Below are 14,795 nucleotides of genomic sequence, written 5' to 3' on the forward strand. Positions count from 1 at the left end.
CCTAAGGTCTTATTTCTTAGGCTTTTTTGTTATTGAATGGTTTTCTGATAATATTTTTAGTTTATCAGTACAAATGCTCCCCAATAATAGGGGTTAGGATATTCTTTCTTTAAAGCCAATTGAGCATTTTTGAAAGCAATATCTTTGTTTTTTGTCTCAAACCATTGCTTGTAAAATTCATTCATCAATTTTTGAGTAGCTGCATCATCTACACTCCACAAACTCATGATAATTGAATTAACACCTGCGATGCTAAAAGCGTATTGAAGACCTGAGATACCATCTCCTGCAGAGATCTCAGATACACCAGTCTGACATGCTGATAAGATCAATAACTCTGTATTTTTAAGGTTTAGACCTTTCACTTCATAAGCAGTTAAGATACCATCATTACCAGAATCATAGATATCAGTCAGCTCTCTATTTTCTTTTTGTGAAACTTCAGTAAAGAACAACCCAGATTTTAATAGTGGATTATTCAAAATAGGAAACTGTAATTCATCCAAATAGAAACCATGAGTAGCCACATGCATAATGTAAGGTGAGGTTTTCATTCCTTTTATGTTCTCTTCAGTTGCTTGGAATTGTGATAAAGAAGTCACGTTCCATCCCTGTTTTTTGAACATTGTTTCAGCATTCTTTATTTCAGTGTCCGTACCTGGTAAGTTATTAAGGTAGAAATAATAGCCACCGTCAGAATCTGAAGTAGCTTCTTCTGTCACACCTCTGGATACACCTTCTCCTGAAGCACCATCATGTTGGAAAACGGGGTTGCCTACAAGAAGGATATCTTTGGATACTAACTTCTTTTGTGTCTTGGTTTTGATATCAGCTGTACTTATTACTAAATGAATATTTTCTTCTTCAATAATATGTTTACCCGTCGCAGAGTTCTTCATGATATTTAAGTTAATACCATTATAGATACCATCTTTACTTAGGTAAATTTTAGTAGTAGTGATATTTAGAGTGTCTAAAACCTTACGAATTGGCTTCCAGTAGTAATCGTATGGATTCACCTTTTTCTTGGGTTTATTCGTAGACATAACTAATGATCGGCTATGCGGTGTAGTCAGACGGTTATAGATCGCCAAAAGATCTGTTTCCATAAGTCTGGCGTTTCCAATAGGAACAAACTTAGGAGACTTCAGCTCTTTCGAAATAATGATAGCGGCATAGGATTCTTTTGCTTTATTGATATTCTTCAACTTGATAATTTCGATAGCCACTTCTCCTTCTTCAAGGCTTTTTTGTGTATCCTGCCATTTTATAGACTTTTTGATACCCAATGAATCTTGTTTGGTATTGGTGGCATATACCAACGATTTTTCAAGATTATTGATTCTGTCCGTAGTCATGTAGGTATCAATACCGAGTGCCTTTCTTTCTGACTTAGACATAAAGTTAACAGTGGCTAACTTCGACTTTAAATGCTTAAGGTTTTCTGCATAGTTCGTAAACATTACAGAGTTCCTATACTCATTTAATTGATCAATCTTATTCTTTCTCGTCATTGCTTCTTTTAAGAAGTACTTACGGTAGTTCGTATGAATATCGTAAGCCTTCGCTCTCATAAGAGGAGACTTTATGCCTCTTTCAGAAGCCATCATGCTGTAGAAGTAAACAAAAACCCCACTAGAGTAATGTATGAAGTTAATTTTCTCATCTTCACTTGTAAACTTCAATTGCTCATCATATTGTTTAAAACGAAGGTCTACTGCTTCCAATATCAGTTGTTCTGCTTCAGGCCATTTATTTTGAAGGGAATTGACATAAGCAATTCTGGCCATGATTCCAGGTTTGTAAATAGAGGTGTTGTCGAATGTATTGACTACCTTTTTATACTCGGCTAACGCAAGTTCGTACTTCTTCTGAGCGAGGTAAATATTCCCTTTGCAGTCAATGATCTCAATACGTTGGTATTCTTTTTCATCAATACCTTGTTTCTCTGCAAATTGATCTGCTTTTTCAAAGTACTCCAAAGCTAAATCAAACTCTCTATTTTTTAGGGCAGCTTTTCCAAGAATATTATTTCCTTTAATCAATAGGGTGTGATTAGGGTTTAAATTGAGGATAACACTATCAATAGACTGTTGAGTTTCTTGAACTATTAGGTTTATATCCTCATCACCTTCACTTAATTGAGCATTGAGTAGACTAAGTTTTACTTTAAAGTAACTCAAACCTCCCTGCATATTTCTTTTCTTGATGAATCGAAGCTCACTAGAACAGATATTTACAGCGTCATTAACCCTACCTAGAGTTACGAAAAGGGAGCCTAACACAGCAACGGCATCACTATAATGCCTAGTGAAGAATACTTTCTCTTGGCGAACAAGTGATATCAACTCCATTAGCTTTAACTCCGCAGAGATATAATCACCATTGATGAAATCTAATTCTCCTGCTACTTTTAAATAGAAGAAATCAAGATCCCTTTTGTTGTAATTATGCTCCTGAGATTTTGCAAGGTAATTGGTGGCATTTTTTGTATCACCTTTCATCATGTAGATATCTGCCAATTGGAGTAGAGATTCTACGTATACGTTGTTATCGCTATTGTTTACATCAAAGTTTGAAATAATTTTTTCATAGAAACTGATAGCATTCTTAAAGTAATTTTGTGCTTTTAGCGTATTGGCGATCTTAAAATAAGCGACTAAGGTGGCAGGGTGTTTTGGTCCTAGTGAAGCTTCTAACAACTCTTTACAATCATCGTAATGAGTATAAGCCATTCGGTATTCGTTCTTTAACAAGAAAACATCACCAATTTCGAGAAGCATATCAGTAAATAAGGGGCTTTTTTCGAGATGTTGTGCAATCAGCGAACTTTGAACTTCATCTAGAATTTTATTGGCCTTTTCAGGTTTAAACCATTTGGTGTACAGTTGAGCTTGGAGATTCTTAATCCATTCTATTTTCACAGTACTCTCCACTTTTGATTTCCCGAAGTTGGTATTGTAAGAAGATAGACTTCGATTAAAATACTCTTCACTTTTTTCAAACTCATTGAGATTGAGATGGATGATAGCCCTATTGATTATGCATAGGTTATAATCAGGATGTTGTTTGGTAAGCGTTTTGGTATAAATCATCTCCGATTCATTGACGATCGGAATTGCTTTATAAGTATCTCCCAAGCTTAATAAACAGTAGGCCTTGTAGTTTAAGGCAAGTCCATAATCTGGGTATAACCAGCCCGAAGAATTATCCATGATTTGGATACTCTCGTCTAGAAATGTTTGTGCGGTTTGATACTCTTCTCTTAGTATCGCTAGTTCTGAAGAAACAATAAGAGGAATTACTACTTCTACACTTTTGGATCCAAACTTACTTTTAACTTGTGAAACCCAGGCTTTCGACAGCTTCTTAGCATCAAGTAATTTACCTTGAAATTGGAGAGAATAGATAGAATCCGGGGTAATGATTCTTTCTGCTTCTTCTGCAATTGATAAATAGGTAAAGTTTAGGAATAAAGTAAGAAATAAGAATGCCCTTTTGACATTTTTATAGCTTAGCATCATTAGATATTCGTTGAAATGGAATTGAGTTAATAAGTGCAAAGATAGTGAATGATTACTTATTTATCATTAGGATGCTACTTTTTTCTTTTAATAATTAAACTTTACATGTGTAAGATGTATGAAGTGTTAGGAGTTTTCTTCTTTTTGCGTTTTGTACTCTTTTCGATACTGTGAAGGAGAAACATTGTACTTCTTCTTGAAACTCACTCTAAAGTACTTTGCATCAAGAAAACCTACTCTTAGCATTACTTCTGAAATAGGAAGGTTACTTTTTTCGAGTAATTTCTTAGCGTATTTAAGTCTGAAATTGCGGAGAAACTCAGTAGAAGACATTCCTGTTTGTTGTTTTATCTTTTTGTATAATGAAGACTGACTTAATCCCATTTCTTTCTGAATTTTCTGAACATTGAATTCAGGGTCAGCAAGGTGTTCTTCAATCAGGTTGGTAATCTTTTTGATTAATTGTTCATCTTCATTTAAAGGAACGACTTCTTTAGATTCCGATAGTACTTCTGCTCTGTATATATTTTTAAAATACTTTCTACTATTGATTAAGTTTTGTAAGTGAGTTTTAAGGATAGAAATGTGGAAAGGTTTAGAAATACACAAATCTGCACCAGCTTTTAATCCACTTACTTTAGTTTTTTCAGTAAGATTTGATGCGATTAAGATGGTAGGAATAATAGCCAGTTTAGCATCTTTCTTAAGCTTTTTAATCACTTCAATACCATTATTACCTTCTAAAGTGTGATCAATAATGATAATATCTACAGGGGTCTTACTTAAGAATCCCATCATGTCTAATGGGTTATCAAAAGTATGCAGGTGGTATTCGCTTAATATATTACTTAAAAAAGTGACAGCATCTTTATTGTCATCCAAAATCGCTATATGTTGATCTACTTTTATCACCTGTTCTGAAGTAGATTCGTAGATCTCAGAGTTAACAAACAAAGCACTACTTTCCTCAACATCCATCTTAATTTCTGATGTAGAATAACTCTCTTTATTGATTGGGAAACTAATTCTAATAAAATCGTTTCCTGTTTGAGGTAATTGAATACTTCCTTTATGTTTTTTGAGATAAAGTTCACTCATTGGAATACCTACAAGCGATGTTTTCCTTTTCGTCAAATCGATATGTTTTTGGTGCATATTGGTATTTAAAAGGTGAATATCGATATGACAAAGTTCCTGTAACTCTTTAAATTCAGTATCCAACATTATCATAATATGGTCTGAAGAGGAAGAATTTTGCAATACAGAAAGGAATAAAAAGTGTAATACAGTTTCGATCTTTTCTAGATCAAACCATCCTGAAACATCTTCTTCAGGTAGTTTTACTTCAATTTGAATACTTTGCTGTTGTGCCTGTAATTGGAAGGATTCCTTAAAGTTTAATAAAAATGTATTGAGATTGTATTGGTAAACTTCTAATTGTAATTCCCCTTCATCTTGGGTTTTATTAGTTAAGATAAATCGAAGGATATTATGCATTTTAGACGCATTAAAGAAAAGCATCTGCAACTGTTTTTTCAATTTTGAATTAGTGTTGCGTTTATCAAGAATCATGTTCTCTAATGGCATCAATAACTGATTAATAGGAGTATTCAGTTCATGAATGATATCCTTATAGACTTGCATGTTTTCTTGCTGTAGTTTATTCTGTTGAGCTTGAAGTTCTAATTGAGAATTAATTTTTGCTCTATTGTCAATAAACTTCTTCCAATAGTAAATCATCAGAATAAAAACTAAGACATAGATAAACTTCGCCCACCAAGTTCTCCAGATTGGAGGCTCTATCTGAATGGATAAAGAATAAGGAGTACTCCAAGGTCCGCCAGCTACTTTTGTGGCTATAAGTAGAGTGTAACTTCCTGGTGCCAGATTACTAAAACTTGCCACATTGTTTTTACCTACATTATTCCACTCCTTGTCCCATCCATGTAAATAGTATTTATACATTAAAGTTTCGGGGTGTTTATAGTCGATCCCTTGGTATTTTACAGAAAACTGATTTTGACTGTAGGATAAAACGATTTCATCAGTATCTGTTATACTATTGGTGAGAATTTGATTTTCCTGATGAGGAATAATTTTCTCATTCAATACTTTTAATTCAGTGAGTACAATGTTAGGGGAATATGTTTGAGGAATGATTTCACTAGGAGTGAAGTAATTTAGACCTCCTGCACCTCCAAAATAGATATCACCTCTTTTGGTCATAGCTTTGGAGCCATCCATAAAGTCGCTGGACTGTATGCCAACATCAATACTATGTTTGTTGACAATTTTTAATGGATAATCAAATTCTACAATACCATGGTTAGATGATAGCCATAGTTTTCCATTTTGATCTTGTTGTATAGCATGGATAATATTAGAAGTAAGTTCCTTGTGGTCCTTAAATTCTTCAAGTCTTTTTTCTTGGTAATGATAGGCAAGAAGTCCTTTGTCGTAGGTACCAATCCAAAGAATATCTTTTTCTTGATCAAACAAGAGATCAAAAATGATCTCAATATTTACAGGTAAGTTGATGGGTTGTAGAACTTTTGAATCAATGTTATAATTAAATAAACCACCATCATCGAAAGTACCCAACCATAACTTATTGCCTTTACTACAAATAGCTCTGATATCCATAGTTCTTGTTCTATCAATACTTACCGCTTTTTGTAAGTCTTCGTCATAGTAATGCAAACCACCTCTGTTCGTACCAAACCAAATTGTACCATTTTTATCTTCTCCAAATGATCTGATATCTTGGACTAGTAATCCCTGATCCATCCCAATACGTTGAAACCCATCTATTCGAGGTAAGTATAAATTGACACCACCATTATAAGTACCAAACCAAAAACGGTCTTTTGAATCTTTAAAAGCACTAATAATATTATTATCAGAGAGGGAGGTCGTATCGTTGGGTATATGAATATATCGATGAGATGTTTTGTATTTTGTATTGTATGTGGTGATGCCTTCTCCATCTGTTCCGGCCCAAATTGTTTGATTATCATCCACAATAATACCCCAAATGATATTACTTTGAAGTTCTGTTTTACCTAATAATTTGAAGGTATGAAACTGATCCTTTAATACATAAATTCCATTTCTTTGAGAGCCAATCCACAGGTTTTGTTGAGCATCTTCAAAGATACAGCGTATGGTGGTGCTACGATCTGAGATATCAATTCTTTCTAAATATTGGTTTTTTGAGGGAGTAATCTTCCATAAGCCATTTAGTTCAGTACCAACCCATATATTATTCTCACTATCCGTATGTAATGCAATAATCGGAGTATTAGAAAATGCTCTTTGGTGTACGCTGTAGATAGTTTTGTTTTTAGAGTCGTATTTAGAAATTCCTTTTTTTGTTCCAATCCAGATGTTTCCATCATGATCTTGCGTAAAACTATGAATCACTTTCGACGGTATTTGATTAATACCTCTACCTATAGGAAAGGTAGTGACATACTTATTGGATAAGTTGATGAGGTCAATACCAGCATCCTTAGTTCCTACCCATAATAATCCAGTTTTTTTATCGATTAAAATAGTTTCAATTAGGTTCGATGATAGAGGTAATGTTTTGCTGTCTTTATACCAATGCTCAATCACTTCATTATTATTATTGATGATATATAACCCAAAACCATTTACGGTAACTATCAAATTATTATTAGGTAGAACAGCGATATCTGAGATGTTTTTATTCGCTAATTCTCTAACAGGGTTTTCAATAATCTCTTTTTCTTGGTTAATTCTTCTTAGTCCTTTTGTTGTTCCTACCCAAATAGTCTTATTCTTATCAATTTCTAAAGTATTGACAAAATGTGAAGGAAGTTGATCTCTGTAAGAACCTTGTGCTGTATTAAAATTTTGGCCATCAAAGTTACTTAAACCGCTTTCTGTTCCCATCCAAATAAAGCCATGTTTGTCTTGTAGAATCTCATATACGGTATTGTGAGACAAACCATCTATGGATGTAAAGTTTTGAGCTTTGTTTTGCCCCTTAATATTTGAAGAAATAAGGAGTAGTGTGAGTAATATTCGAATGATAACGGTATTATTTATGGTAGGCATTGGAAGAATACTTTAAGGAAAATAGTTGGTGCTTCTTTCTTTTGCGTGAAATTAACACTTAAATTAATATCTTTACAGCAGGGTGAAATGAATATAATTACATTATTGATTAAGTTGTTGATTTATAGTATTTTAAAATTTATTTGAAAATATTTATTATTTAAATACCCCTTTTTGTTTAACCAGAAATGAATAGGGTGAAATGATTTGACCCTTCTATAAAATTATTTATTAGACCCTTATTTCTAATTCACTATTTCATATTTGTTATCGAAAGCAACAGTAAAAGGAAACTTTTTTGTGAACTATTAAATTTAGTATGAAATAATGATGACTAAACTTTACTATTACCTATTAGGACTATTACTTATTATATCAGTACAGTCTTGTAAGGAAAAAGAAATTAATGATCCAACTAATCCTCAAATCAACTTAGAGGAAGAGGTGGAGGCCTTTAGAGGAGAAACCATGCAAATTCAGGCAGTGGTAACTCATGAGATAGGTGTTAAAGCAGTGAGGTTGTATCAACCTGATTGGAGTTTGGACAGAACAATTAACCTTGAAGAGGAAGGTTCTCCAAAAGAATTCAATTTAGATTATATGTTTGCAGTACCCACAGATGCTGCCGACGAAGTGACTATTGAAATTACAGCAACAAGTGTAGGAGATAATACAACTACAGCTTCTCAGAAAGTAATGACAAAAGCTTCTGAAAGTATGTATTTGATGGCACACAATCTTGAAGGAAGAGATGCCAACTGGGGAGATCCATCAACAGCGATTAAGATGGAAAAGTCTTCAGATAACCCAAATGAATATTCAACTGTAGTCACTTTTATGAGCGGTGGAGGTTCAGATGCTTGGGGTAGTGTACTTGCAATTATTGGCCAAACTACTGGAGTTCTGCCTTTCAATGCGGTTGTCGACTTTGAAAATGTTCCTGAAAAATATAAGGATTCAGAATGGTGGGGAAGCGATAACAATTACGTACAAGAAAGTAATTACCCAGGTTATGTAAAGTTTGATGATGAAGCAGGCACAATGGAGTTTGACATGGTTACACAAGAAGATGCATCAACTCCAATAGTAGAAGAACCGGGTTTCTATAACTTACATCCGTTAGCCTTTTATGATAATGGTGGAAAATATGAGGTGAAGTTCAATAAAGAAACAATGAAATTAACGATTTCATTAACTGAAGCAGTAGAGCCTCCTGTAGAAGCAGACATGTATATTGTTGGTGGTGGCTTCCCGGAATCTGGTCAATGGTGGGATCCTTCTAACGGAATTCCAATGACATCAACTGAAGAAGGTGTATATACAAAAACAAATATTGAAATTGAAGCGGGTGCTGAAATGAAGTTTGTAGGACAAAGAGATTGGAGTCCTGATAATTTTGGTTGGATTGCTCAAAACGAAGAAGAGAATAATACTACAGATGAAACTCGAGCAATGCATAATGATCAAGGTTCTATCCCTTATCTATTTGAAGAAGCAGGATATTATGATATTGTATTTAATAAAAACAACCTAACAGTTACAATTACAAAAGTAGGTGATGTGGCTCCGCCAGAGTTCCCAATAGCAGAAGAATTATACATCATTGCTGGTGGTACACAAGAACTAGAAGACGGTTCATGGTATGATCCATCGCAAGCGTTACAAATGAACAAAGTAGCAGATGGAATTTTTGATGTAACACTAAACTTTAATGACTTAAGTGAAGATGATTGGGGAGTATATTTCTCTTTCGTTGGACAAACAGATGCTTATACACCGATCAATTTTGGATTAACAGGAGGTAATGATGATCCAACAGATAACGAAGTGTTTGATCTTACTAAACCAATTGAAGACCTGAACTACGAAAATATTGATAGTAAGCAGAGCTTTGTGTACTACTATAACAAGCCAGGTGAATACAAAATTACAGTCAACATTAATGATCAAACTGTATCGGTAGTTTCTACAACTGTTGAAACTTACTACCTAATGGGACATAACTTGGATGGCAGTAGTGCCAATTGGGGAGATCCATCGACAGCTATATTAATGACTCAATCCGAAAGTAATACGAACTTATTCTCTACTACAGTAACATTTATGGCTGATGGAGGAAATGACGCTTGGGGATCAGTTTTAGCTGTTATTGGTCAAAATACAGCGGTAACTCCTTTCAATGCTGTAGTAGATATAGCTTCAGTAGATCAAGCTCATCATGACAAAAGCTGGTGGTTGAATGGAAATACATATGAGCAAGGAAATAACTACCCTGGCTATGTAGTTTACGATAATTCATCAGACGAAATGATTTTTGATTTAGTTACTGATGCAGCTGCCACAACTCCAATCGTTCAAGAGCCTGAGTTTTATAATTTACAACCTCTAGCTTTCAATAACTCTCCAGGAACATATGTTGTTAGCTTCGACAAAGCAAGCATGACATTAACCTTGGAATTACAATAGAAAAATCCTTACTCCCAACAGGCTGCACTAGTTTGTTGGGAGACTAATAAAGCAAGACTTAACATCGAATACCGGAATGAAAAAACAATTATTATTACTTATCAGTCTGTTGTTCAGCCTAACAGTATGGGCACAAGAGCGTCAGATATCAGGTACAGTGACTTCATTGGGAGAGCCCTTAATTGGAGTGACTGTAGTAGTCAAGGGTTCAACAATAGGAACAACGACAAATTTTGAAGGTCAATACTCTTTAAAAGTAAATGAGGGAGCTGTACTACAGTTTTCTTACATCGGCTACACCACCAAAGAAATTACAATTACTACTCAATCTAAAATAGATATTGCATTGATTGAAGATGCAGAGCAATTAGAGGAAATTGTGGTAGTGGGATATGGTACTCAGAAGAAGAGTGAACTAACCTCAGCTATTTCTTCAGCAGACGGTGAAGATTTAAGAAAAATCTCTACTGGTGATGTTGTAACGTCACTTCAAGGTAGAGTAAGTGGTGTCCAGATTTCTCAGTCAGGTGCTGCTCCGGGTGAATCCCCAACAATTAATATTCGAGGTATTTCAACATTAAACGGTAACACACCACTATATGTAGTAGATGGAGCTCCAGTTGAAGATATTACATTCTTATCGCCAAAAGATATTGCTGATATTCAGGTATTGAAAGATGCTTCAGCATCAGCTATTTATGGATCAAGAGGTTCAAATGGTGTAATTATCGTTACGACAATTAAAGGTACTGAAGGTTCAATGAAAGTTAGTTTTGATGCTTCTGCAGGTGTTCAAAATATAGCGAAGAAACCAATGACTGCAGGTTCTGAAGAGTACCAACAAGCAAGATCGTTAATTGATCCAAACTACCAGTATGTAGAAAATGCTCCGAACTCGAATTGGTTTAATGAAATCCAGAACAATGGGGCTCCAATTCAAGATTACAGTGTGAATATTACTGGTGGTTCTGAAAAAATCAGATACAATATGAGTGGTAACTACTTCTCTCAAGAAGGGGTTTTACAGGGATATGACTATGAAAGATTCACAGGTAGATTTGGAGTAGACGTTCAATTAACGGATAAAATCACAGTGGGTCAAAGTGCTTCAATTACACCTTCTACAAATGTAAGTGGACCGGGATCTATGCCTTTTGATGCAGTACGTCTACGTCCAACGGATGCAGTATATAAACCGGAAGATGAAAGAGAAGGATTAAATGAATACAGTATTTATGCTCCTTCGTCTAACGATGTAGCCAACGTTGCGGGTAGGGTAGCAAGAAATGATTATTCTCAAAAGGAAAATAAAATCTTCTCAAATACTTACCTGAACTATGATATTATCGATGGTTTAACCTTCAAAACTCAATTTAGCTATTACTACACCACTTGGCGTTCAGATACGTTCTCACCAACCTATTACATCGGACCAAACGATCTAAACAATGTAACTAGAGCAGAGCGTAGACAGAACATTAGAAGTAATTATGTATGGAATAATACTTTAACCTATCAGAAAGTAATCAACAAACATAGTTTCTCTGTAATGTTGGGTACGGCTACCGAAAGACTAGTACATCAGACATTAGGAGCATCAGGACAAAACATTCCTTCAAATGCACCACATTTAAGATATCCAGAAGCTGCACAAGATGGTTATTTAGGCTGGGGTACCAAAGAGTGGAACTCTTTAGCTTCAGGTTTTGGTCGTTTCACTTATGCATATGATGATCGTTATTTTATGACTGCTAACTTCCGTATGGATGGTTCTTCTAGATTCCCTGAAAGTAATAAGTGGGCTGCGTTCCCATCGATTTCTGCTGGTTGGAATATTTCTAACGAAAGTTTTATGGAAGAGGCGACTTGGTTAAGTAACTTAAAAGTTAGAGGTGGTTGGGGTACTATTGGTAACCAAGCTATCAACGATGGAGCTTATACGACAACACTTTCAAACTATGACTATGTATTTGGTCCTGATGGTCAAAGATATCCAGGTCTTGCACCAGATGTGATTGGTAACAGTAACTTGATTTGGGAAACTGTGGAAGATAAAAACATAGGCGTAGACTTTGGTTTCTTGAATGGTAAAATCACAGGTTCGGTAGACTTTTTTGAGAGAAATACCAAAGACATGTTGATGCAGAAAAATGTTCCTCCTCATTTAGGTTACCCTGGCTATCCTGGTGAAATTTGGGCGAACGTTGGTAGTATGACAACCAAAGGTTGGGATGCTACAGTAGCTTATAACATTGATAAAAAAGATTGGAGTTTTGGAGCTGTATTAAACTTATCACAAGCAAGATCTACAGTTACTCAACTGGCCAACGAAGGTGAAGTGATTTGGGGAGGTAACTCACAAAGGGTAAATAACATGACTCGTACTGAAGTAGGTGGTACAGTAGCAGGTTTCTACGGCTATGTTCATGATGGCATCTTCCAAAATCAAACAGAAATCAACAGTCATGCAACAAAAGAAGGTCAACTAATTCAACCAAACGCTAAGCCAGGTGATATCCGGTTTAAAGATCTTGACGGTGATGGTCAAATCACAGATGCAGATAGAACATATATTGGGAATCCAGAGCCAGATTTGGTATTTGGCTTAACATTAAATGGAGCTTACAAAGGTTTTGATATTTCAATGACCTTCCAAGGAACATATGGAAATGATGTGATCAATGCTATGGCTCCTTATACTTACTCTGGTGATTTAGGAAACTCGAATGTTCAGGCAGGAGTAGTAAACAGATTTTGGTCGGGTGAAGGTTCAACCAACTTCTACCCAAGGTTAGCTGGAGAAAGTCAAACTGAAAACTTCCATAGATTCTCAAATTTATATATTCAAGACGGTTCATTCTTGAGATTACAGAACATACAAGTCGGATATACTTTCAGCAAATTAAAGAATGTAGATAGATTAAGAATATTTGCATCAGCTCAAAACCTATTTACAATAACAGGTTATGATGGAATGGACCCAGATGTATCGGGTGGCTATTGGGGAATCTTCGATAGAGGTATCGATTGGGGTGATTACCCTACACCAAGAACTTACATGATGGGATTAAACTTCACTTTCTAATCAATTCAAAAGAGCACAAAAGAATGAAAAAATTAGCAACATATATATTAGCAGGAGCCTTGGCATTCGGGACAGTAGGATGTAAAGACTTTCTTGAAAACCCAAGACAAGGGGTACAGAACTTAGACAACTTTTATAATACTGAAACAGAGATTACTCAAGGTTTAATGTCTGCTTACTTCTGGTTAAGTGGAGACGATTGGTGGTATAAAGATAACTTTCGTTTTGTAGGAGACATTTGCTCAGATGATGCCTTTGATGGTTATACAGATCAATTGAGCTTCACTTTACTCTCAAAATTTGATATCACACCACAAAACGAGTGGTTAGAGTACGAGTGGATTTATAGCTATAAAGGAATTTTCCATGCTAATATTGTCCTTGAAAAAACGGAAGGATCTCCAGTCGAAAATCAAGAATTTAAAGAACAAGTGATCGCTGAAGCAAAGGTACTTCGAGCTTATCAATACTTTGGTTTAGTAAGAAACTTCGGAGGCGTGATACTTTTAGAAAGACCTGCTTTAACTGATGAAGTTGCAGATGAGCAAGCTTCTTTGGGAAGAAGTACTGAAGCAGCCACGTGGGCATTTATTGAAAGAGACTTATTGGAAGCGATCGAAGTTTTACCAACTAGAGGCCTTCAAGATCCTAATGAAATTGGTAGAGTTACTAAAGGGACTGCACAGGCATTATTAGCCAAAGCATATTTATATCAACAGAAATATCAAGAAGCACTAGACCAAGCCAATGCGATTATTCAAGATGGCGATTATTCTTTGGTGCCAGATATAGAAGTTCTTTGGGATAACTCACAAAGAAACTCAGCAGAATCTGTTTTTGAGATTCAAACTTCAGGCGATATAACATTTGCGTTAGGAACATCATTCCCAACGGTAACAGGATCTAGATCTTCAAAGAATAGCCCTAGTTTTTACGGAGGTGTTGTTAATGGATGGGGATTCAATACTCCATCTTCTCACCTTGAAAATGCTTTTGAAGAGGGAGATGCCCGTAAAGGAATGACCATCATTAAGCATTTGGACTTATTGGATGCCGATGGTAATCCAGATCCAGATGAAGGAACTCCTTACTATGCATTTGCTGATAATGAAACTGATGGATCGAATGCATCTGGACGTATCAACAGAAAAATGTTTTTAAAACCATCAGCGCGTAATGACTGGTATGGAAATGATCCTTACCAATATAAAATTCTTAGATACGCAGATGTACTACTTATAGCTGCAGAATGTGAGGTAAGAGTAGGTGCTGCAGGTAGAGCGGCACAGCATGTTAACTTACTTCGAGAAAGAGCATTTGGCGATAACAGTCACAACTATACTTCGGTAACATTAGATGATGTATTAAACGAAAGAAGACTGGAGCTTGCGATGGAAGGCGAACGTTTTTATGATCTGAAAAGAACAGGGAGAATGACGCAAGCTATGACTGACTTTGTGAATTATAATATGAATAACAATACAGATTATGATGCTGGTAATGACAAAGGAACACTTTGGGATGAAAGCAAGCACATGTATTTTCCTATTCCACAAACACAAATAGACTTATCTAACGGGGCAGTAGAACAAAACCCTGGTTATTAATCTAAAATCAATAGTCAAGGTGGTTTTACT

General features: G+C 35.4%; 5 protein-coding genes. 3 read left to right on the top strand and 2 right to left on the bottom strand.

What is annotated here, in order from left to right; translation table 11 throughout:
- Positions 1-56: 56 nt before the first annotated feature.
- Both QL232_RS08485 and QL232_RS08490 read right to left on the bottom strand, forming a co-directional pair.
- A complete protein-coding gene (locus QL232_RS08485) occupies positions 57-3,524 on the bottom strand; it encodes a CHAT domain-containing protein (protein WP_281613786.1) in 3,468 nt (1,155 codons plus the stop codon).
- A gap of 126 nt (positions 3,525-3,650) precedes the next feature.
- Complete coding sequence (locus QL232_RS08490; RefSeq protein WP_281613787.1) at positions 3,651-7,607, bottom strand: two-component regulator propeller domain-containing protein; 3,957 nt, start codon at positions 7,605-7,607, stop codon at positions 3,651-3,653.
- 327 nt (positions 7,608-7,934) lie between these two features.
- Between QL232_RS08490 and QL232_RS08495 the strand changes: the two genes are divergently transcribed.
- The 3 genes from QL232_RS08495 (at position 7,935) to QL232_RS08505 (ending at position 14,765) form a co-directional block, all read left to right on the top strand.
- The gene (locus QL232_RS08495) at positions 7,935-10,073 is read left to right on the top strand and encodes a SusF/SusE family outer membrane protein (protein WP_281613788.1); all 2,139 of its coding nucleotides are present in this window, start codon (positions 7,935-7,937) and stop codon (positions 10,071-10,073) included.
- A gap of 76 nt (positions 10,074-10,149) precedes the next feature.
- The gene (locus tag QL232_RS08500; protein ID WP_281613789.1) at positions 10,150-13,158 is read left to right on the top strand and encodes a TonB-dependent receptor; all 3,009 of its coding nucleotides are present in this window, start codon (positions 10,150-10,152) and stop codon (positions 13,156-13,158) included.
- 23 nt (positions 13,159-13,181) lie between these two features.
- Positions 13,182-14,765, top strand: a complete 1,584-nt coding sequence (locus QL232_RS08505) for a RagB/SusD family nutrient uptake outer membrane protein (RefSeq protein WP_281613790.1) — start codon at positions 13,182-13,184, stop codon at positions 14,763-14,765.
- Positions 14,766-14,795: the final 30 nt, after the last annotated feature.

This window comes from Flammeovirga sp. SubArs3, from assembly GCF_947387565.1.
Classification (GTDB): Bacteria; Bacteroidota; Bacteroidia; order Cytophagales; family Flammeovirgaceae; genus Flammeovirga; species Flammeovirga agarivorans.

Excerpts from the sequence above, each read along its gene's own strand:
- QL232_RS08505 (WP_281613790.1), top strand. The coding sequence starts at position 13,182 with ATGAAAAAATTAGCAACATATATATTAGCAGGAGCCTTGGCATTCGGG.
- QL232_RS08500 (WP_281613789.1), top strand. The coding sequence starts at position 10,150 with ATGAAAAAACAATTATTATTACTTATCAGTCTGTTGTTCAGCCTAACA.
- QL232_RS08495 (WP_281613788.1), top strand. The coding sequence starts at position 7,935 with ATGATGACTAAACTTTACTATTACCTATTAGGACTATTACTTATTATA.
- QL232_RS08485 (WP_281613786.1), bottom strand. The coding sequence starts at position 3,524 with ATGATGCTAAGCTATAAAAATGTCAAAAGGGCATTCTTATTTCTTACT.
- QL232_RS08490 (WP_281613787.1), bottom strand. The coding sequence starts at position 7,607 with ATGCCTACCATAAATAATACCGTTATCATTCGAATATTACTCACACTA.